This window comes from Paracoccus suum, from assembly GCF_003324675.1.
Taxonomy (GTDB): domain Bacteria; phylum Pseudomonadota; class Alphaproteobacteria; order Rhodobacterales; family Rhodobacteraceae; genus Paracoccus; species Paracoccus suum.
In genome coordinates this window covers 2774762-2794297 of record NZ_CP030918.1, presented here as the reverse complement: position 1 = coordinate 2794297, position 19536 = coordinate 2774762, and the positions used below count along the sequence as shown (strand labels likewise).

Sequence of the window (19536 nt, the reverse complement as noted above, 5' to 3'; positions counted from 1 at the left end):
CTCCCCTCGGACAAGGGGACAGTATACAGGGTGTATTCTATGTCAAGCGGCGTCAGCGCCGGGCGAGGTGGTCCAGAATGGCGCCGCGGGCGTTGTTGATATGCGACTGCATGGCCTCGCCGGCAGCGACTGGATCACGGTCCAGAATAGCATCCACGATGGCCAGATGCTCGCGACAGCCCGCCTCGAATCTTTCGGGGATCGAGCGCTGACCGAACATCCGTGTTCGGCTTTTAAGGCCGGTCACGATGTCGAGGACCAAAGGCGAACCGGCGGCCTCTACCACGGCGGTATGCAGGTCCTGGTCAGCCTCGAAATGCGCGGCGGGCGAGGGCGGAGCACCTGCCAGGAACTCTCGAAACCTCTGGCGAAGATCAAGGAATATGCTGGTCTTCGGGGCCACGGTTGCGGCGCGGCGGGCGGCGTCGGTCTCAAGCAGTAGGCGGACGTGCAAGATGTCCATCACGTCGTCTACGGTCAGGCGCGAGACCTGCGGAACGCCCGCGTGGCGCCCCACCAGTCCCTCGGCCTCAAGCTGTGAGATGGCCTCGCGCACCGGGGTGCGCGACACGCCAAGGGCTTTGGCGAGGTGCGATTCCGCCAACCGGGCGCCGGCGCTGATTTCCCCCGACAGGATCATCTCACGCAGCCGGTCTCGGGTGACCTCGGTCAGGGGGCGAGGCGTCGTTTCGATCTGAGTCATGAACTCTCCGCGCGCTTGCATCGGCCAAAGTCCCGGCGCTACTGTCGCAATGTATACCGGATGACGAGGCGGCGTGACAATGTTCGATACCCTGATCGCCGGCGGGCGCGTGTTCAACGGAGGCGCTCTGGTCGGGGCTGACGTGGCCATTGCCGATGGACGGATCGCTGCCATCGGGCGCGATCTCGGGGCGGCGCGCGAGACGATCGCGGCGCAGGGCCACTTGGTGCTGCCGGGCGGCGTCGACTCGCATTGCCATATCGAGCAGGTGTCCGGCGCCGGCATCCTGAACGCCGACACCTGGGAGAGTGCGACGCGCTCAGCCGCATTTGGCGGCACGACCACGGTGGTAAGCTTTGCCGCGCAGCATGCCGGACAGCGCCTGACCGAGGTCGTCGCCGACTACGAGGCCCTCGCCGCGCGCGGGGCGCTGATCGACCACGCGTTCCACCTGATCGTCGCCGACACCTCGGGTCCGGCGCTGACCGAGGACCTGCCGCTGCTGATGGGGAAGGGGCACCGCTCGATCAAGGTTTTCACGACCTATCCCAAGGTGCGCATGGATGACGAGCAGGTATTGGACCTGCTGATGGTCGCGCGCGACTGCGGCGGCATCCTTTGTGTGCATGCAGAAAATGACGGCATCTTGCGCTGGGCGTCGCGCCGTCTTCAGGCCTCCGGGCGGGATGCGCCGCGCTTTCATCCAGCCTCGCATCCCGCCGCGGCCGAGATCGAGGCTCTATCGCGCATGGCCGTGCTGGCCGAGTTCACGGGCCAGCCGATCATGCTGTTTCACGTCTCGACGGCCGAGGGGGCCGCGATCGTGCGCGCCGCGCGGGGCCGCGGGGCACCTGTGATTGCGGAAACCTGTCCGCATTACCTGCTGATGGACGTGTCGGAGGTGGAGGGCGACGCGCGCCACGCCGCGGCGCGGATCTGCAGCCCGCCACAGCGTGGCGCGGCGGATCGCAAGGCCCTCTGGCAGGCGCTGCGGCTGGGCGATATCACTGCCTTGACCTCCGATCATGCGCCATACCGGCTGGACGCGAGCGGCAAGTTCGCTGCCGGTCCCGATGCGCCGTTTCCGCGCATCGCGAACGGCATGCCCGGGCTGGAGACGCGCCTGCCGCTGATGTTCGACGCGATGGTCACGCGGGGACAATTGGACCTTGCGGCCTTTGTTACCCTTACAGCGAGCCGACCGGCCGAGATCTTTGGCCTGACCGGCAAGGGTCGAATCGCGCCGGGCTTCGATGCGGACATTGCAATCTGGGACCCGGCGCGAGAGATCATCTATGGAGCCGATGATCTGCATGACAACACCGGCTACAACCCCTGGGAAGGGCGCAAGGTCGTTGGGGCGCCGGTGACAGTCCTGTCGCGCGGTCAGTGCGTGATCCGGGACGGGTCCTTGGCCGGAGTGCCGGGCCATGGCCGCCGAGTGCCGATGGAGGTTTCGGTCGACATGCGTCCGTCAGCGCCGAGCGAAGGGGCGATGCTGACGGACTGAGAGCGAGCGAGAAAACACGCCTCGGCGCAGAGCCGAACCTTGGGATAGGCTGACTTGGCGAAAGCTAAGTACCGGGGAACGGACCCTCCCCGGTCAGTCCTTTTCCCAGAAGGCCGTGCCTTCCAGCTTCTTCATGGACTCGAGGATAACTTCGCGCGGGATGACGCCGCAGCGCTCGGCCCACGCATCGTAGCTGGCCCGCATTTCCGCCACCATGTCCGGATGCGTGGCTGCAAGGTCGTGCATCTCGGTCCGGTCGGCCTCCATGTCATACAACTCCCACGGGCCGGGAAAGCGGCGCACGAGCTTCCATTTGCCGATGCGGACCGCGGCATTGCCTTCGTGCTCCCAGAACAGCGGGGCCTCGCGCGGGGTCTCGGCCTCGAAGCTGGGGACCAGGCTGCTGCCTTCGAGGGGCAGGATAGCGTTGCCCGCGAACTCGCTGGGATAGGTCGCGCCGCTGACCTCGACCACGGTCGCCATCAGGTCCGGCAACTGCCCGGCGCCATGGCGCAAGCCGCCGCGATCGGTGATGACCTTGGGCCAATGCGCGATCAGAGGGGTCGCGATCCCCCCCTCGTGGACCCAGTGCTTGTAGAGGCGAAAGGGGGTGTTCGACATGTTTGCCCAGGCGACGCCATAGCTTTGATAGGTGTCCTCGGGGCCGGGCATGATCGAGGGATCGTTGCCCAGCCGCACCGGGCGACCGTCCCGGGTCTCGCCGCGGGCGATCATCAGATCGTCCACCAGCGAACTCAGATCGACCCCCTCGGGGATATCCTCGGCGCAGGCACCGTTGTCGGCGAGAAACAGCACCAGCGTATTCTCCAGCCGACCGGTCTCCTCCAGGGCGGCGAGGATGCGGCCGATGCCCTGGTCCATGCGGTCTATCTGGGCGGCATAAACCTCCATGCAGCGCAGCAGCCAGGCCTTTTCCTCGGCGTCCTGCCATGGCGGCTGGGTCGGATCGCGGTCGGTCAGTTGCCAGGAGGCGTCGATGATCCCGCTACGCACGAGGCGTTCCAGCCGCTCTTCGCGCAACTGGTCCCAGCCCGCGTCAAAGCGGCCGCGATACTTGGCGATATCCTCGGGGTGTGCATGCAGCGGCCAGTGAGGCGCGGTGTAGGCGACATATTGGAACAACGGCTGGTCGGGCGTGTGCGCATGGTGGTCGCGCACAAAGGCCGCCGCCTGATCGCTGATCGCGTCGGTGTAGAAGAAGTCGGGGTTGTCGCGTGCCTCATGCTCGACGTTGTCATTTCCGCGGGTCAGCGTGTTCGGATAGTAGAAGCTGCCGGCCCCGATGATCGTGCCGTAGAATTCGTCAAAGCCGCGTTGCAGCGGCCAGGAATCAGTCGGCTCGGTCAGGTTCTTGGCGACGTGCCATTTGCCCGACAGGTACGTGCGATACCCAGCGCCCTTGACCACCTCAGCCATGGTGACGCACTGCCGGTTCAGATCGCCAGCATAACCCTCGGGTCCCGTGTCATAGGTCAGGATGCCGATGCCAGTCTGGTGCGGATGCAGTCCGGTCAGCAGCGAGGCGCGCGAGGGCGAGCAGCGGGCGGTATTGTAGAACTGGGAATAGCGCAGCCCCTCGCGCGCAAGACGGTCGAGGTTCGGCGTCTCGACCTCGCCACCGTAGCAGCCGATGTCAGAGAAACCCATGTCGTCGTTGAGGATGATGATGATGTCAGGCCGTTGGGGCGCCATCACTTGTCCTTTCCGTTGGAAGTGCTCTGTCCAGCGCGGCGCGAGAGCGTGATCGAGAGACGGTATCGTTGGGGCACGAAGTGCGCGCGCAGCAGCTCCAGAGGACGGCCGTGCTCATCCGCGGTCAGGCGCTCGACAAAGATCAGCGGATCGCCGGGCCCTACCTGCAAGTGGCGGGCATAGTCGTCATCGGCGCCGACGGCGCTGATGGTCTGGCGCGCCTCACCGATGACAAAGCCCATCTCATCCTCGAAGAGGCGATAGATCGCGGTTCTGCCCAGATCGCGCCGCTGCAGGTCCAGCCCGATCTCGGGCGGATAAAACGCGTCCTCGATGCCGACCGTCACGCCGTCGGCAAGGCGCAGGCGGCGCAGTTGAAAGACCTCGCGCGCGCCAAGACCGTCGACGATCCGTGGGTCGGGAGCCCTGACCATGCCTTGGCGTAGCACCTCGCCGCCCGGATCAACGCCAGCCATCTGGCCGGCCTCGACAAAGCCGATTAGGGGCCCGCCCCAACTGCCGGTGTAGGACGGGCGGAGAAACGTTCCGCGGCCCCGCGTGCGGGAAAACAGGCCCTCGTCGACCAGCCACCGCAGGGCGTGACGGATGGTGATGCGGCTGACACCGAAGATCGCGCCGAGTTCCGCCTCGGTCTTGAGGCGGCCGTCGGCGTCCACCAGGATGCCGGCCTGGGTTTGCCGACGGATCAGGCGACGGACCTGGACGTGGAGCGGCACACTGCTTGTCGGGTCGATGCCGTCGACGGTGCGCGCCGGCTCGACCTCGCCGTCCTGCGGTTCGGACGCTTTCATTCGGGTTCCACCCGCGCGCCGGTCGCGGGATCGAACAGGTGGATGTCCTTGGCGGCAAAACTCATGCTCAGGTGCTGGCCTTCGGTGACGACGGCGGCATCGGACAGGCGCGCGCGCGCAGTGCCGTCGGCAAAGGCCAGCTCGGCAATGGCGCTGTCGCCAAGGTTCTCTACCAGCTCGACCGTGACCGGCACGCCCTCGCGACCCAGCCGGACGGCCGAAGGCCGCACGCCGAGGATTACCTCGCCGTCGGCGCGCGCCGGCAGTTTCACCGGCATGGGCTGTCCGGCCAGTGTCACGGCCCCGCCGCGTACCGCGGCCCGCATCAGGTTCATCGGTGGCGAGCCGATGAATCCCGCGACTTGCAGCGAGTTCGGCCGCGCAAACACCTCGGCCGGAGTGCCGATCTGGACGATCTCGCCGTCCATGAACACGGCCATCCGGTCGGCCAGCGTCAACGCCTCCTCCTGGTCGTGGGTGACGTAGACCGTGGTCACAGCAAGGTCGCGCTGCAGCTTTTTCAGTTCGGCCCGAGTCTCCAGCCGCAGCTTGGCGTCGAGGTTCGACAGCGGCTCGTCGAGCAGGAACAGGTTGGCCTTTCGCACGATCGCGCGGGCGAGGGCGCATCGCTGTTGCTGGCCGCCAGACAACTGGCCGGGCTTGCGGTCGAGCAGGTGCCCGATGCTGACCTTGCGCGCGGCCTCGGCTACCTGCGGGACGATCTGGGCCTTGGGCACCTTCGCCATTTCCAGCGGAAAGGCGATGTTCTGGCCGACAGTCATGTGCGGGTAGAGGGCGTAGCTCTGAAATACCATCGCAACGTCGCGATCCTGCGCCTCGCGCGCCGTCACATCGGCGCCGTCGAACAGGATGCGCCCCTCGCTCGGCTGGTCAAGGCCCGCCATAAGCCGCAAGGTTGTGCTTTTCCCCGAACCCGAGGGCCCGAGCAGCGCAAAGAACTCGCCCGGCTGGATGCTGAAGTTGACACCCTTGAGCGCGGCGAGGGCCCCGTGGCGCTTGACCACCCCGTCGAACCGGACTGCGTCGTTGCCGCTCATCTCCGGCCCCCTCCCTTGACTGCCCCGACCGTCAGCCCCTTGACGATGTGCCCTTGGGCCAGCACGCCCAGGATCACGACCGGCAGCATGGCGATCACCGATACCGCGGCAAGCTGCGCCCAGAGCGTCTGCTCGACCGAGACGAAATTATACATGGCGATGGTGACGGGCCGGACGGTGTTACCCGACAGCACGACCGCAAACAGGAACTCGTTCCAGGCGTTCAGGAACACGAACACCACCGTCACCGCGATCCCGCCCTTGGCCTGCGGGATGACGATTCGGCGCAGCGTGGTCCAGCGGCTGGCGCCGTCAACGGCCGCAGCCTCCTCCATCTCCAGCGGGATGTCCTCGAAGTAGGAGACCATCAGCCAGATCGCGAAGGGCAGTGAAAAGGTAAGATAGATCAGGATGATGCCCTGATAGCTGTCGATCCAGCCGATGCCGCGCAGGACGATGAAATAGGGGATGATCAGCCCGACCGGCGGCAGCATCTGAGTGGTCAGGATATAGAACCCCGAGAAGCGCTTGCCCGGCAGGCGCAGCCTCGCGAGCGTATAGGCCGCAGGGATCGCCAGCAGCATCGTCAGGATCGTCGTTCCGACCGAGATGACCACGCTGCTCCACAGGTTCGGCAGGATCGAGTGTGGCCCCCACAGCGTCTGGCGATAAGCGTCGAGCGTCGGCTCGAAGATGAACTTGGGCGGATAGGCGAGGATGTCGCGCTCCGACTTGAACGAGTTCATCACGCTCCACAGGATCGGGAACACCCAGGCGAGCAGGAATGCCAACCCGACGAGGCCGAGGAAGATGCGGCGAAGGGTGCGCATATTCATCGGGCGCGCCTGAGCAGGAACAGCAGGCCCGCGACGGCGATCGTCAGGGCCAGCAGCGCCACCGACAGCGCCGCGCCGTAGCCCAGCGACAGTTCGGTAAAGGACTTGCGATAGGCGTAGAGGTTAAGGATCTCGGTCGCCGTGCCGGGGCCGCCGCCGGTGACGGTAAAGATCGCGGCAAAGGCGCTGAGCGCGACCATGGTGCGCATGATCAGGACCATGATGATGGCCGGGCGGATCAGCGGCAGGGTTATGCGGGTGAACCGCTGCCAGGCGCTCGCGCGGTCGATGCGGGCGGCCTCGTGCAGATCGTCGGGCACGCCGGCCAAGCTGGCCAGCAGGACCATGAAGGCGAAGGGGGTCCATTGCCAGGTGTGGATCACGATCACCGCGATCATGGCCAGTATCGGATCGCCGAGCCAGTTGTGGCTGCCAAGGCCGGCGGTGACCGACAGCCAGTCCACCACCCCGAACTCGGGCGCCAGCATGAAGGTGCGCCAGACCATGCCGACCACGGCGGGCGACAGAACGACCGGGAGGATCGCGACGATGCGAAACAGCGTCTGACCGCGCTTCATTCCCATGACGGCAAGTGCCAGGGCAAGGCCCAGCAGCAGTTGCAGAACGACGGTCGAGAGGGTGTAGATCAGGCTGGCCGCCAGCGATTGCCAGAAGCGCGGGTCGACCCAGAGGGCGGCGTAATTGGCCGTGCCGGTAAAGCCGTTCATGAACGGCATCGAAAGGTCCATCCGTTGCATGCTGACATAGATCAGCAGCAGCAGGGGAATTGTCGTCGTGGCGATCAGCACCAGAAAGGCGGGCGCCAGAAGGATGCTGGCAAACTTTCGCTCGCCTGTGAGGCGCCGCCGGTTGCGACCGGCGGCCCCGGGCGGGGGCCGCCAGCGGGTATCATCGGCCTGCAAGCTCATTTGCCGAGGGCGGCGATCTGTGTCTGCGCGGCGTCGAGCGCTGCCTTGGGGGTTGCCTGACCGGCGAGCGCCGCGGCAATGGCGGTCGCCACCATATCGCCGACTGCCGGCCACTGCGGCACGCGCGGGCGCCAGTCGACGTCCGTATCCTCGCGCAGCGCGGTCAGTGTCGCCTCGACGAAGTTGTCACCGAAGGCCGAGACGGTCTCGACATAGGCCGGGTCCTCCCACAGCGACAGGCGGTTCACGCCGGACCGTTTTGCGGGTCCATTGAAACCATACGAGGTGGCGATCTGCGTCGGCGTGCTGGCCGCCCACTGAATGAAGAGCCAAGTGGCCTTTTTCCCAGCGTCCGGCAGGGCGGCGTTGATCGGAAAGCCCCAGTTCCAGATCGAGCTGACGCGCTTGCCGGAGGGTCCCTTGGGCCAGCGGGCATAGGCGATCTTGCCGATGACGGTGGATTTCTCGGTGTTGTTGATGACCGAGGCCGAGGAATGGGCATCGATATAGCTGGCCAGTGTTCCTTGCGAGAAAGCATCTGCGATGTCGGGCCAGTTCCACTGCTGGGCGGCGGCGGGGGCGTAGTCCTTCATCGTCTTGACGTACCAGGCGAGGGCCGCCTCGGCCTCCGGGCCGTTGACGGTCAGCTGGCCGGCGGGCAGCCAGTCGCCGCCGAAGGCGCGAAAAATTGACGAGTAGATATAGACGTTCTGGCCCGCGCCCGGCAGCCCGCGCAACGCCGTTCCCCAGACGCGATTGCCGGGATCATGCAGCGCCGCAGCGTTGGCGATGAAGCCGTCCAGATCCTCGGCCGGCTTAAGCCCTTTGGCCTCGTACAGGTCTTTGCGAAGTACCTGCAGCGTGACCTCGCCATCATAGGGGATGCCATACAGCTTGCCTTCGATGGTGTTGGCAGCGGTCCAGGCCGGCACGATATCCTCGGGCTTGAACCAGGCCTTGTCAGTCAGCGTCGCATCCTCGAGATAGGTATCCAGTGGATCGACCCAGCCGTTCGCCTGATAGAGCGGATAATACATCGGGTCTGCGGCGTGGGTCGCATAGGTGCCGCTGCCCGAGGTCAGGTCCAGCACGGCCTTTTGCCGGATCTGCGCCGGTGGCACCTTTTCGAAACGCAGCGTGATGCCGGTCAGCGCCTCGAACTGCGGCGCGAGGCTGATCAGGTTCTCGAAATATGCGGCCGGAATGACGGCCACGGTGATCGCCTGGCCCTCGGCTTGGCGCCAATCGATCTTGGCCGACTGATAGGCCGAAAGATCGGCCTGCTGCGCGCGGGCGGCGCGGGGTCCAAGCGCCAGAAGCGCGGTCGATCCGGCGATGCCGGCCAGAACGTGGCGTCGATTGAAATTTCTGCTGTCCATCAGAGCCGTCCTCCCCAGGGCGAGACGGGTGCAGTCAGGCATTTCCTTTTGAGTCGGTCAATAGGTTATGACATTTGCCTTCGGGTAGGACTGATGTTCCGCGCCAGAGCCTTTATCAAGATGATCAACCGGGCAGCCCCACCGTTCGGAAGCCAATGTTTCCGCAAGAGGAATTTGGCGCGTTGCCTGTCCTCGCCGCGACTCGGTAGCGATTGCAGTACGAGGCGTGGCAGAGGTACGAGCCGCCGCGCATGACACGCTCTGTCCCTGTCTCGGGGCCCGGCGGAGAGACTGCAGGCGAGACTGCGTAGTAGCCCGGATCGAACCAGTCGGCGCACCATTCCCAGACGTTTCCCGCCGGCTGGTAGAGGCCGAAGCCGTTGGGCTCAAAGCTGCGCGCGGGCGCAGTCGCGAGCGATCCGTCATCGCCCGAGTTCCAGGTCGGAAAGACGCCCTGCCAGAGATTCGCTTGGTGCGTGCCGTCCGGTGTGAGCTCATTGCCCCAGGGGTAGCGCTGCCCGGCCAACCCGCCGCGCGCTGCATATTCCCATTGCGCCTCGGTCGGCAGTCCGCGCCTGGCCCAGATGCAATAGGCGAGCGCGTCGTTGTGGCTGACATGGACGACAGGATGATCCATCGCACCGTCGATCCCCGACAGCGGACCGAACGGATGCCGCCAGTCGGCGCCGCGCACGGCCAGCCACCAAGGCATGCCGAAGGAGCCGACGACATCCTTGCGCGCGGCCTGCACGGCGAGGTGGAACACGGCCGAGGAGCCGTGGCGTTCAGCCTCGGTCAGGTAGCCGGTCGTCTCGACGAAGGCCGCGAAGCGGGCGACGGACACGGCTTCGGCATCGATGCGAAAGGCGGGCAGGGTGACGGCATGGACCGGACCCTCCCCGTCGGCGGGATAGCCTTCGCCGAAGGCATCGCCCATGCGGAACGTGCCCGCGGGGACGGCGACGTCATGGTGCTGGACGGGGTCGGGCGCGGGCAGGGGGGCTGCCGCCGCGGGCACGGTCGGCCCGACCATCGCCGGGGCGCATCGGCTGCAGGGGGTCTGGCTCATCGCGGATTTCCGGCTGGCTGAGGAACGGACCCCAGCTTGCGCGATGGACGTGCCGCGGCCAAGGCGCGAAAGCCAAATCGGCTACCGCAGGCATGGCCGGTCCTGAGTTGGTGGTGCCGATAGCGGATCCCGTTACCGCCCATAGCGGGAGGTGGCACATGCAGCACTTGAGGGAATGAGGCGTTTCTGTGCCCTCAGCGACCGCGTCGCCGCAGCAGCGGGCGAATCCGCGTTCCCACCAACTGTGTCCCGCGCTCAAGACCGGCCATGATCCTCGGCGCAGTCAGGCCGTGCAGCACGACCGAGGCGGCGACGATCAGGCCGGCCAAGGCCCAGAGCGTGCGCCCAGATTCGACCGAAAATGGCGCATGGGCGAGACCATAGGCGAGGTAGTAGAACGAGCCGACCCCGCGGATGCCGAGGGCGGAGACAGCGAAACGCTCCGCCGTCGGCAGGCGCGCGCCGGCCAGTGCCACCCACCCGGCCACGGGCCGGATGGCGAGCAGGAACAGTGCCGCGACCAGGTATCCGCGCCAGTCGAGCGGCGCCAGCAGCCCCTGCGCGATGGCGATGCCAGTGACAAACATCACGGCGACCAGGAACAGCGTCTCGGTCTGCTCGACAAAGTGGTGCAACTCGCTGTGCAATTCGTGATGGCGCTCGAACCGGCGAAAGCTGAGGGCGGCGACGAATACCGCGATGAAGCCGTAGCCGTGGACCGTGACTTCGGTGAGGCCATAGGTGAACAGGGTCAGGCCGACGGCGAGGAATGCGTCCGCGACGCCGCGCCGGGGGGCGAGGCGGAAGACCACCCACCCCAGCAGCCAGCCGATCAGCACACCCACGACCGTGCCTGAGACGATCTTCCACAGCACGTCTTCGGTGAACCACGTGGCAATCACCGGCCCGGTGAACTGCCCGGCATCGCCCGCAGTGCCGAGATTGCCCGAGAACGCGGCCGCGGCCGCGAGCGCGAGGTGGACGAACGGAAACGCCGCTCCGTCGTTCAGGCCGGCCTCGGCGGTCAGGGCAAAGCGCGCCTCATCCTCCTTTTCCTCCTGCCCTGGTGGGCCGACCTGCACGCTGGCGGCCAGGACTGGGTCGGTTGGGGCCATGCAGGCCGCAAGCAGCAACGCGACCGCCCCCGGCAGGCCGAGGATCAGCCAGCCAGCAAGCGCCAGCAGCGCGATCGAGAGTGGCATGGTGATTCCCAGCAGCCGCCAGGCCGATCCCCAGCCGCGCCAGTTGAAGGCGCGGTCGATCTTCAGTCCGCCGCCGGTCAGGGACAGGATCACGGCCAACTCGGTCACACGCTGGACGATGGCGCCCTGCGCGATCACGTCGAGGTGGGGCACCACAAAGAGGTTCCCGACGAGGATGCCCCCCGCGAGACAGGCGATCGGCAGCGATAGCGGCAGGTTGAGCGACAGACGGCGCATCAGCGGCGGCGCGATCGCCGCAGCGAGAATGCCAAAGCCGAGCATGGCGAGGAACAGTTCGTAGCTGGTGTCTAGCATGTCGCGCGCCAAGCCCTCGCCGCCGTGGGGCGGGCTTGCTTTGTCGGGACCGCTGGCTGGCGCGTCAACCCTGCTAGGCCAGTGCCCGCGCCGCCCGGGGGGCGCAGAGCCTGTCCAACGTCGGTCCGCGTCGCCTCATGCAGCGCGGATGTCCCGGCCGTGCTCGTCATGCAGGGCGCCGTCCACGATAAGCTGCGGACGGCCGTGACGGCAGCGCTCGATCCGGGCGGCGACGGCATAGGTGCTGGCGAGCATCGCCTCGGTCACGACCTCGTGCGTCAGCCCGGCTGCTTTCAGGCGGCCGTCGGCGATGACCAGCGTCTGGTCGCAATAGCGCAGCGCCTGGTTCAGATCGTGCAGCGCCACCATCGCCACCATGCCGCTCTCCGCGGCGAGGCCTTGGACCAGTTCCAGAACCTCGATCTGGCGGTGCAGGTCCAGCGCCGAGGTCGGCTCGTCCATCAGCAGGACGTCCGGCTCGCGGATCAGAACCTGCGCCAACGATACCAGCTGGCGCTGCCCGCCCGACAACTCGCCGAGGTTGCGAAAGGCGAGGGGGACGATGTTCAGCAGGGCCATGACCTGGTCGATGCGCGCGAGTTCCGCCTCGCTGACCCGCCAGCGGCCCGAGCCGCCGCGCGCGGCCAACAGGATGCTTTCGAACACGGTCAGCACGGCGTTGGCGGCTGTGTCCTGGGGCATGTAGCAGATGCCGCCACGGCTGGCGCCTGCGACATGGACCCGCCCCGAACCGGGCATGATCCCGGCGATGCGGCGGAACAGCGTGGACTTGCCGGCCGCGTTGGGGCCGACGACGGCAGTCAGCCCGCCCCCATTGATGCAGGGAACAGAGATCTGTGACAGGACCTCGCGCCGGCCGAACCGCGCGCCAACGTCCTGCAGGGACAGCGTCACCATGCGCGCCTCCGGCTCGTGAAGATGAGAACGATAAAGAACGGGACGCCGACCAGGGCGGTGACCACGCCGACCGGCAGGATGGCGCCGGGGATCAGCATCTTGGAAAGCACCGAGGTCGCCGACAGCATCGCCGCACCAGCTAGCGCGGCGGCTGGCAGGAAGAAGCGTTGGTCCTCGCCCACCAGCATACGCGCGATGTGCGGCCCGACGAGGCCGACAAAGCCGATGGTACCGACGAAGGCCACCGGCACGGCGGCTAGCAGCGCGACCAGGATCATCACCTGCAACCGCAACCCGCGCACATTGATGCCCATCGCTGCCGCCTTGTCATCGCCCAGCCGAAGCGCGGTCAGCGCCCAGGCCTTGCGCATCAGCAGCGGCAGGACCAGCACCAGCATCGCGGCGATGATGGCCACCTTGGGCCAGGTTGCCTTGGTCAGGCTGCCCATGGTCCAGAAGACGACCGCCCCCAGCGCCTGCTCGGACGCGAGGAACTGCATCAGCGCCAGCGCCGCGTTGAAGGTAAAGACCAGGGCGATGCCCAGCAGGACGATCGTTTCGACCGCAACGCCGCGCATGCCGGAGGCGAAGTGGATGATCAGCGACGCGCCCATGGCCATCAGGAAGGCATTCAGCGGTACCGCCCAGGCAAGCGCGCCGGGCACGCCGACGCCTACGACGATCGCCAGGGCCGCGCCAAAACTGGCTGCGGCCGAGATGCCAAGGGTGAACGGGCTGGCGAGCGGGTTGCCGAGAATCGTCTGCATCTGCGCGCCCGCGACCGACAGAGAGGCGCCGGTGACCACCGCCAGCAGCGCGATGGGCATGCGGATCGACCAGACGATCACCCGCTGCTGGACATCGACATTGTCGGCATCGACGAGCGCCGCGACTACCTGGGACAGCGTGTAGTTGGCCGGCCCGAGGGCCATGTCAAAGCCGATCGACAGCACGAGGGCCAGCAGGATCAGCCCGAGCAGCGCCACCCGCCGCGAGGCGAGGGCGCGATACCCCGTCGCCCCGGCGCCCTCCATGCCCTCGAGCGCAGCCATCACTCAGCCTTCAGCGAGACGAACAATCCCGACGCATAGGCAATCGGCAGGAACTTCTCGTGGAAGGCCTCCATCGTCGCGTCGGGGTCGACATCCGCAAAGGCCTCCGGGTGCAGCCATTTGCCGAGCTGCTGGACAGCGGCGAACTGGTAGGGACTGTTGTAGAACTGGTGCCAGATGGCGTGAACGTTCCCGTCCTCGGCCGCCTTGACCCCGGTAAAGGCCGGGCGCTCCATCAGCGCGGCCAGCTTGGCCTTGGCCTTGGCCATGTCCGAGCCAGGGCCGACGCCGACCCAGGCACCGCCGGGTACCGAGGATTCCCATTCGCCGCCCGTCACGATGATCTGGTCAGGATTCGCAGCGATGATCTGCTCGGGGTTCACGGTGCCGAAAGTCGCGGGGATGATATCCTTCGCGATGTTGGTGCCGCCCGCAATCTCGACCATGCGGCCAAAGTTCTCGTCGCCGAAGGACATGCAGCAGTCGTCGGAATAGCCGCCCGCGCGCTCGATAAAGACGCTGGGCCGGGCGGCGACCGGGGCGAGGCGCTTTTCGACATCGGCGAGGATGCCGGCACGGAAGGCGATCAGTTCTTCCGCCACTTCGACGCGGTCGAAAAGCTGACCCATCAGGCGCAGGCTCGGCTCGGTGTTCTGCATCGGCTTTTCACGGAAATCGACATAGACAACCGGGATGCCGGCCGCTGCCAGCTTTTCGATCGCGCCGGATTCCTCGGTCGAAACCTTGGCCTCGATATTCATCATCACGACATCCGGCTTCAGCGTGACGGCCTGTTCCACGTCGAAGGTGCCGTCCTTGACCCCACCAAAGGTCGGCAGCGCATCGGCCGCGGGCCACTTCGCCTTGTAGGCGTTCCAGGTGCCTGCATCGTTCTTCTTGAGGTCGTCGCGCCAGCCGACGACGCGGCCGAACGGGGCCTCCTTGTCCAGCGCACCGACGACGTAGAGTTGACGGCCCTCTCCCAGGATCACGCGATCAACGGGCAAATCGACCTCGACCTGGCGACCGGCGATATCCGTGACCGTGGTCGGCGCGGCCAGTGCGGGGAAAGCGGCCATGATGGTGACAAGCGCCGTGGAAAGAAGGGTGTTCATGCTGTTGGTCCTGCTGGTCTCTTTCGCCTCGGTTTTCATTGTTTACTATTCTTGTCAACATTAATAGTCGGGGTATAGTTCAGCCGTGGAGAGACGATGATTTCGAATGCCACCCTGCGCGACGAGATCCGTGATTACTGGTCTGCTCGCGCCCCCAGCTTCGACGCCGCGCCCGGCCACGGCATCGCCACCCCTGGCGAGCGCAAGGCATGGCAGGACCTTCTGATCCGCCATCTGGGACCGGGCCAGGGCGGGCGCGCGCTGGACCTGGCCTGCGGGACCGGCGAGATGTCGGGGTTGCTGTGCGATCTGGGCTACCAGGTGACGGGCCTCGACTGGTCCGAACCGATGCTGGGCATCGCCCGCGCCAAGGCGTGGAACGCGGGCCGGGCGATCACCTTCCGGCAGGCCGATGCCGAAATAACGATGGAGCCTGATGCCAGCCACGACGTGCTGTTGACGAGGCACCTTGTCTGGACCTTGGTAGATCCTGCGGCGGCGTTTGCGGAATGGCGGCGCATCCTGCGGCCGGGCGGCCGGCTGCTGATCATCGACGGCGATTTCGTCTCGGCGGGACGCGCCGCGCGGTTGCTGAACTGGATCGAGCGGCGGATCGCGCCGGGGTCCGGCGGGTCATCAGATCCCGACCTCGCCGCACAGCACCGATCGATCCTCCGCCGGGTGCATTTTCATGACGGCGCCCGGGCCGAAGTAGTTGCAGGGATGCTGCATTCGGCAGGCTTCACCAAGGTTACAGTGGATCGCGGGCTGGGGCCGATCAACCGGATGATCGGCCGCCACGCCGGGTTCCTGCATGGCCTCAAGCGGCAGACACAGCACCGCTATGCGATTTCGGCTACGCGGCCGGCGCGCTAGGGCGGGGTTGCTTCGCAGGACTGGCGGTCGACCTATTGGATGTGAACGGCGCGCCAGACCCACAGTCAAAGCGGATCGGGACTGATCACGGTTGATTGATTGCCTCGCCGAGTAAGGGCACCCGCTCGTTTAGTCGATGACTTTCAGCAACTCGCTGACCCTGGAGAGGCCGAGATCAAGGTTAACTTCCTCACCGCCTCCGACCCCGATCCGGATGTGCTGGGGCTGGCCGTAGGCGCTGCCGGGCAGCAGGAAGGTGCGGTAGGGATCGGCCAGCAGCCGCCTTGCGAACTCGTCGCCGTCGGTGTTCGCATCTAGGCGCGCCAGGCCGATCAACCCCGCGCGGGGACGCACCCAGGATAGCCGCGGCTCGTGCTCCACGAAGGCGTCCAACCGGGCGAGGTTGGCAAGCCCGTCGGCGCGCGCCTTGCCGATGGCGGCGCGAAAGCGGTCGGGACGCATTGCGACCTCGGCAATCACCTCGCCCATGATGTTCATGATCTCGCTGGAGTTCTCGCGCCGGATCACCGCGTCCATCACCAGTTGCCGGTCGCGGCAGATCAGCCAACCGGTGCGAAGCCCCTGCAGGCCCAGCGCCTTGGACACGCTGCCAGTTGTGATGCCCCGCTCGTATAGCGCCGCGATGGACGTCGACCGGGTGCCTTCCCATTCGAGCCCCGCGTAGACCTCGTCGACGATCAGCCAGGCGCCGACGCGCCGGGCTTGTTCGACCAACTCCACCAGTTCGTCTTCCGAAAAGCGTTGGCCGGTCGGATTGTTCGGGTTGGTGACAAAGATTATCTTCGTCCGTTCACTAACTTGATCGACCAGTTGCTCCATCGGGAAACGCCAGCCATCTTCGCTGCGACGCACGACATGCCGGATGGTGCTGCCAACCGCCTTGGCCAAGACCTCGGCCTGCGGCCAGCCTGGAGTCTCGATCACGATCTCGTCCTCGGGACCCAGCAACTGCATGATCGCGAGGTAGTTGGCCTCGGCGGCGCCGGCCGTGATCAGGACATCGTCCGGCTCGCAAATCCCGGCCAGTCCGGTCTCGCGCAGAACATGATCGCGCAGGCGGGGAAGGCCGCGAAATGATTTGCCGTTCCAGTCGAGCGGCAATTGCGGATCGAGCGCCCCCAGAAACTCGCCAAGTTTTGGCGATTGCGCCAGCGAGAATCCTACTATGGCCTTGGGGGCAGCTTCGGTCGTGTTGAGCAGATATTGAAAAAGCGTATGGATCTTGACTTTCATGCCCGGCCCGTTTTCATAAAGAAGAGAAAGGAGATTAAAAAGTGAAAACAGAGGCTTACATAAAGTCACCGCCAAAAGAATTATATGTGCTGGACTATGGTTTATTCAAGGTCCACGCAAATGGTCGCGTTATCGGGATATGTGGTTTTCTGATCCGCACGACCGCCGGCGAGAATATTCTGATCGATACAGGATTTCCGCGGAAATATGCTTATGACTTCGCGGCCTCCTCAGCCGAAGATCGGCTTGGTGAGTTCGGGGAAGTGCTCGATCTTACGGAACGGAATCTGCCCCCGGCGCAGTTGGCATTGACCGGGATCGCGGTGGCCGATGTGGACATTTTGATCATGACTCACACCCATATCGACCATGTGGGCGGCATCGCGGACTTTCCGGGACGCCCAATTCTGATGTCCCGGGCCGAGCGCGCGCTGGAGCGTCCATCGTATTGGGGCGATCTCCGTCCGTTCGACTGGCCTGACCGAGAATATCTGCTCATCGATGCCGATACCGAGATTGGCCCTGGGATCCGGGTGTTGCATGTGCCGGGGCACGCGCCAGGCCAACTCGCGATCGAGGTCGACCTGCCCGAAACTGGCACCGTCCTGATCACCGGCGATGCCATTTCGCGGCCGTCCGAGATCGACGAAGGCTTCGGCGGCTCTTGGGACGTTGCGCGGGCCTGCGAAAGCGGATCGCGCCTGATGCAGCGGGCCGAACAAAGCGGTGCCTTTGTCATTTACGGCCACTCTCCCGAGCAATGGCCGAAGCTGCGCAAGGCGCCCGATTTCTACGGCTAGCGGACATCGCGGCCCTGATTGAGAATGATCACGTTCCCGCTGGAGATATCTCCGGCGGGGGACGCGAGAAAACGTACCCATTCCGCGACCTCGGCGGGTTGCATGGCGCGGCCATGCGGCATTTGAGCAATCGCCGCCTGCAACACCTCGTCGCTGACGACCTTGAAGAGTGGCGTTTCCGTCATGGCCGGGGCGATGGAGTTGACGGCGATCTTGTCGCGCGCAAAACGTCGGGCCAGATCCTTGGTCAGCGTGTCCAGTGCCGCCTTGCTGGCCCGGTAATGCGGCGGGTCAAAGACGTCGAAATTATAGGCGCCATTCGACGAGATATTGATGATCTTCCTTACGCCGTCGCGGTTTTGCATCAGCTTGATCGCAGCCTGGCAGCAGTGAAACGCCGACGAGAAATTCAGGCTCATCTGGCGGTCAAGCTCTGCAGGCGGGATGTCGGGAAACTCGGACATCAGGCAGGTGCCGGCGTTGTTGGCCAGGATATCGACGCCGCCTGCTTCACTGGCGATGCGCTCGAAGGCAGCCCGGATCTGCGCGGGATCGGTCAGGTCAACGCGCAGCCCGACGAACTCGGGCCCGATTTCGGCCGCCATCCCGCTAAGCGCGTCGCCCTCGATGTCGAGGCCATAGCAGCGAATATCGTCGCGCAGCAGCGCCGCCACGATGGCACGGCCCATGCCTCCGGCCGCGCCCGTGATCACCGCGACACGTTGTTTCGTCATGGCAGAATCCTCCCCAGTGGTTGTCATGTCACAGCGGCGCGGACGCGATACGCCTCGCGATCCCACAGCCGGTCGCGCAGGACCTGATAGAGGACGTCGGCGGCGTGGCGGATGTCGCCCTCGTTCGTGTAGAGCGGAGTGATCCCGAAGCGCAGGATGTCGGGCGCGCGGAAATCGCCGATCACGTTACGGTCGATCAGCGCCCGCATGACCGCGTAGCCCTGCGGGTGACGGAACGAGACCTGGCTGCCGCGCTCAGCCGCCGCGCGCGGCGATGCCAGGACCAGATCGGGGCAGCGTGTCTCGACAGCCTCGATGAAAAGATCGCCCAACTTCTGAGAGGCCGCCTGCAGTTCGCACAGGTCGACATCGTCATAGAGGGTCAGCGCCTCGTCCAGCGCCGTCAGTGACAGGATGGCCGGCGTCCCGGCCTGCATTTTCTGGATTCCGGCCGCTGGGCGGTAGGACGAGTCGAAAGCGAAAGGGTCGGCATGACCCATCCAACCCGCGATGGCCGGCGTGAATGCATCGGCGTGGCGCGGCGCGACGTATAGGAAGGCCGGCGCGCCGGGGCCGCCGTTCAGGAATTTGTAGCCGCAGCCGACCGCAAAATCCGCGCCACAATCGGCCAGCCGGACGGGAAATGCGCCGGCGGAATGCGCCAGGTCCCAGATGATGATTGCACCGGATGCATGCGCGGCCTCGGTCACCGCTTTCATGTCGCGCCGCCGTCCGGTGCGGTAATCGACCTCGGTCAGCATGACGATGGCGACGTCGTCGCCGATCGCGGACTCGACATCTTCGCAGGGCAGGGCGGTGACGTGAAACCCGCTCTCGACAAGCCGGGTCAACCCGTCCGCGACGTAGAGGTCGCTGGGAAAATTGCCGGCATCCGAGAGAATGCGGCGGCGTGGCCCTGCCAGTTTGAGCGCCGCGCTGAGAACCTTGAATAGGTTCACCGAGGTCGAATCGCCCACCGAGACCGTCTGCGACTCGGCACCGATCAGCGGTTCGATGCGCCGCGCGACCTTGGTGGGTAGCCCGAACCATCCGGCGTCGTTCCAGCCCTTTACCAGCGAATCGCCCCATTCGTCCCGCACGGCGGTCGCGACGCGGTCGGGCACGGACCTGGGCAGGGGGCCTAGCGAATTGCCATCCAGATAGGTGACATCGTCCGCGAGCAAAAAGCGGTGACGGCGATACAGCGGCGCTGTTTCGCCGTTGGCCGGCACGGGGGAACTGTGCGTCATGGCTTCCCGAT

Annotated in this window: 18 protein-coding genes; 3 read left to right on the top strand and 15 right to left on the bottom strand. The window is 65.8% G+C overall.

What is annotated here, in order from left to right:
- Positions 1-52 precede the first annotated feature (52 nt).
- The gene (locus DRW48_RS13630) at positions 53-703 is read right to left on the bottom strand and encodes a GntR family transcriptional regulator (RefSeq protein WP_114077579.1); all 651 of its coding nucleotides are present in this window, start codon (positions 701-703) and stop codon (positions 53-55) included.
- 79 nt (positions 704-782) lie between these two features.
- Between DRW48_RS13630 and hydA the strand changes: the two genes are divergently transcribed.
- Positions 783-2213, top strand: coding sequence for a dihydropyrimidinase (gene hydA, locus DRW48_RS13625; protein ID WP_114076903.1), 1431 nt, complete (start codon positions 783-785; stop codon positions 2211-2213).
- A 93-nt stretch (positions 2214-2306) separates the two neighbouring features.
- Here hydA and DRW48_RS13620 read toward each other — a convergent pair whose 3' ends face one another.
- The 11 genes from DRW48_RS13620 to DRW48_RS13570 form a co-directional block, all read right to left on the bottom strand.
- Positions 2307-3926: an arylsulfatase gene (locus tag DRW48_RS13620; protein WP_114076902.1), complete on the bottom strand. Its 1620-nt coding sequence runs from the start codon at positions 3924-3926 to the stop codon at positions 2307-2309.
- Entirely contained in the window at positions 3926-4738 is an 813-nt protein-coding gene (locus tag DRW48_RS13615; RefSeq protein ID WP_114076901.1) for a GntR family transcriptional regulator, read from the bottom strand. Before DRW48_RS13615 ends, DRW48_RS13620 begins: the two co-directional genes overlap by 1 nt.
- Positions 4735-5796 (bottom strand): ABC transporter ATP-binding protein, encoded by a 1062-nt coding sequence (locus DRW48_RS13610; RefSeq protein ID WP_114076900.1) that lies wholly within the window; start codon positions 5794-5796, stop codon positions 4735-4737. The genes DRW48_RS13615 and DRW48_RS13610 overlap by 4 nt, the downstream gene beginning before the upstream one ends.
- The gene (locus tag DRW48_RS13605; protein ID WP_114076899.1) at positions 5793-6632 is read right to left on the bottom strand and encodes a carbohydrate ABC transporter permease; all 840 of its coding nucleotides are present in this window, start codon (positions 6630-6632) and stop codon (positions 5793-5795) included. The genes DRW48_RS13610 and DRW48_RS13605 overlap by 4 nt, the downstream gene beginning before the upstream one ends.
- A complete protein-coding gene (locus tag DRW48_RS13600; protein WP_114076898.1) occupies positions 6629-7561 on the bottom strand; it encodes a carbohydrate ABC transporter permease in 933 nt (310 codons plus the stop codon). Before DRW48_RS13600 ends, DRW48_RS13605 begins: the two co-directional genes overlap by 4 nt.
- Complete coding sequence (locus DRW48_RS13595) at positions 7558-8940, bottom strand: ABC transporter substrate-binding protein (protein ID WP_162784776.1); 1383 nt, start codon at positions 8938-8940, stop codon at positions 7558-7560. Before DRW48_RS13595 ends, DRW48_RS13600 begins: the two co-directional genes overlap by 4 nt.
- 124 nt (positions 8941-9064) lie before the next feature.
- Positions 9065-10009 (bottom strand): formylglycine-generating enzyme family protein, encoded by a 945-nt coding sequence (locus tag DRW48_RS13590; protein ID WP_114076896.1) that lies wholly within the window; start codon positions 10007-10009, stop codon positions 9065-9067.
- A 194-nt stretch (positions 10010-10203) separates the two neighbouring features.
- Entirely contained in the window at positions 10204-11526 is a 1323-nt protein-coding gene (locus DRW48_RS13585; RefSeq protein ID WP_114076895.1) for a cation:proton antiporter, read from the bottom strand.
- 135 nt (positions 11527-11661) lie between these two features.
- Positions 11662-12444 carry an ABC transporter ATP-binding protein gene (locus tag DRW48_RS13580; RefSeq protein ID WP_114076894.1) on the bottom strand — a complete coding sequence of 261 codons (783 nt, stop codon included), beginning with the start codon at positions 12442-12444 and terminating at the stop codon, positions 11662-11664.
- Positions 12438-13496: a FecCD family ABC transporter permease gene (locus tag DRW48_RS13575; protein WP_114076893.1), complete on the bottom strand. Its 1059-nt coding sequence runs from the start codon at positions 13494-13496 to the stop codon at positions 12438-12440. The genes DRW48_RS13580 and DRW48_RS13575 overlap by 7 nt, the downstream gene beginning before the upstream one ends.
- Positions 13496-14611 carry an ABC transporter substrate-binding protein gene (locus tag DRW48_RS13570; protein ID WP_114077578.1) on the bottom strand — a complete coding sequence of 372 codons (1116 nt, stop codon included), beginning with the start codon at positions 14609-14611 and terminating at the stop codon, positions 13496-13498. Before DRW48_RS13570 ends, DRW48_RS13575 begins: the two co-directional genes overlap by 1 nt.
- A 96-nt stretch (positions 14612-14707) precedes the next feature.
- On the opposite strand from DRW48_RS13570, the gene DRW48_RS13565 reads away from it, so the two are divergent.
- The gene (locus DRW48_RS13565; RefSeq protein ID WP_114076892.1) at positions 14708-15487 is read left to right on the top strand and encodes a class I SAM-dependent methyltransferase; all 780 of its coding nucleotides are present in this window, start codon (positions 14708-14710) and stop codon (positions 15485-15487) included.
- Positions 15488-15616: 129 nt separating this feature from the next.
- Here DRW48_RS13565 and DRW48_RS13560 read toward each other — a convergent pair whose 3' ends face one another.
- Positions 15617-16741: an aminotransferase class I/II-fold pyridoxal phosphate-dependent enzyme gene (locus tag DRW48_RS13560; RefSeq protein WP_114076891.1), complete on the bottom strand. Its 1125-nt coding sequence runs from the start codon at positions 16739-16741 to the stop codon at positions 15617-15619.
- An 86-nt stretch (positions 16742-16827) separates the two neighbouring features.
- Between DRW48_RS13560 and DRW48_RS13555 the strand changes: the two genes are divergently transcribed.
- Positions 16828-17541: an N-acyl homoserine lactonase family protein gene (locus DRW48_RS13555; protein WP_241963280.1), complete on the top strand. Its 714-nt coding sequence runs from the start codon at positions 16828-16830 to the stop codon at positions 17539-17541.
- Here the strand turns inward: DRW48_RS13555 and DRW48_RS13550 are convergent.
- Together DRW48_RS13550 and kynU are read right to left on the bottom strand one after the other, a co-directional pair.
- Positions 17538-18275: an SDR family NAD(P)-dependent oxidoreductase gene (locus DRW48_RS13550; RefSeq protein ID WP_199286109.1), complete on the bottom strand. Its 738-nt coding sequence runs from the start codon at positions 18273-18275 to the stop codon at positions 17538-17540. The genes DRW48_RS13555 and DRW48_RS13550 overlap by 4 nt on opposite strands.
- A 23-nt stretch (positions 18276-18298) precedes the next feature.
- Positions 18299-19525 carry a kynureninase gene (gene kynU, locus DRW48_RS13545; RefSeq protein WP_114076888.1) on the bottom strand — a complete coding sequence of 409 codons (1227 nt, stop codon included), beginning with the start codon at positions 19523-19525 and terminating at the stop codon, positions 18299-18301.
- Positions 19526-19536: the final 11 nt, after the last annotated feature.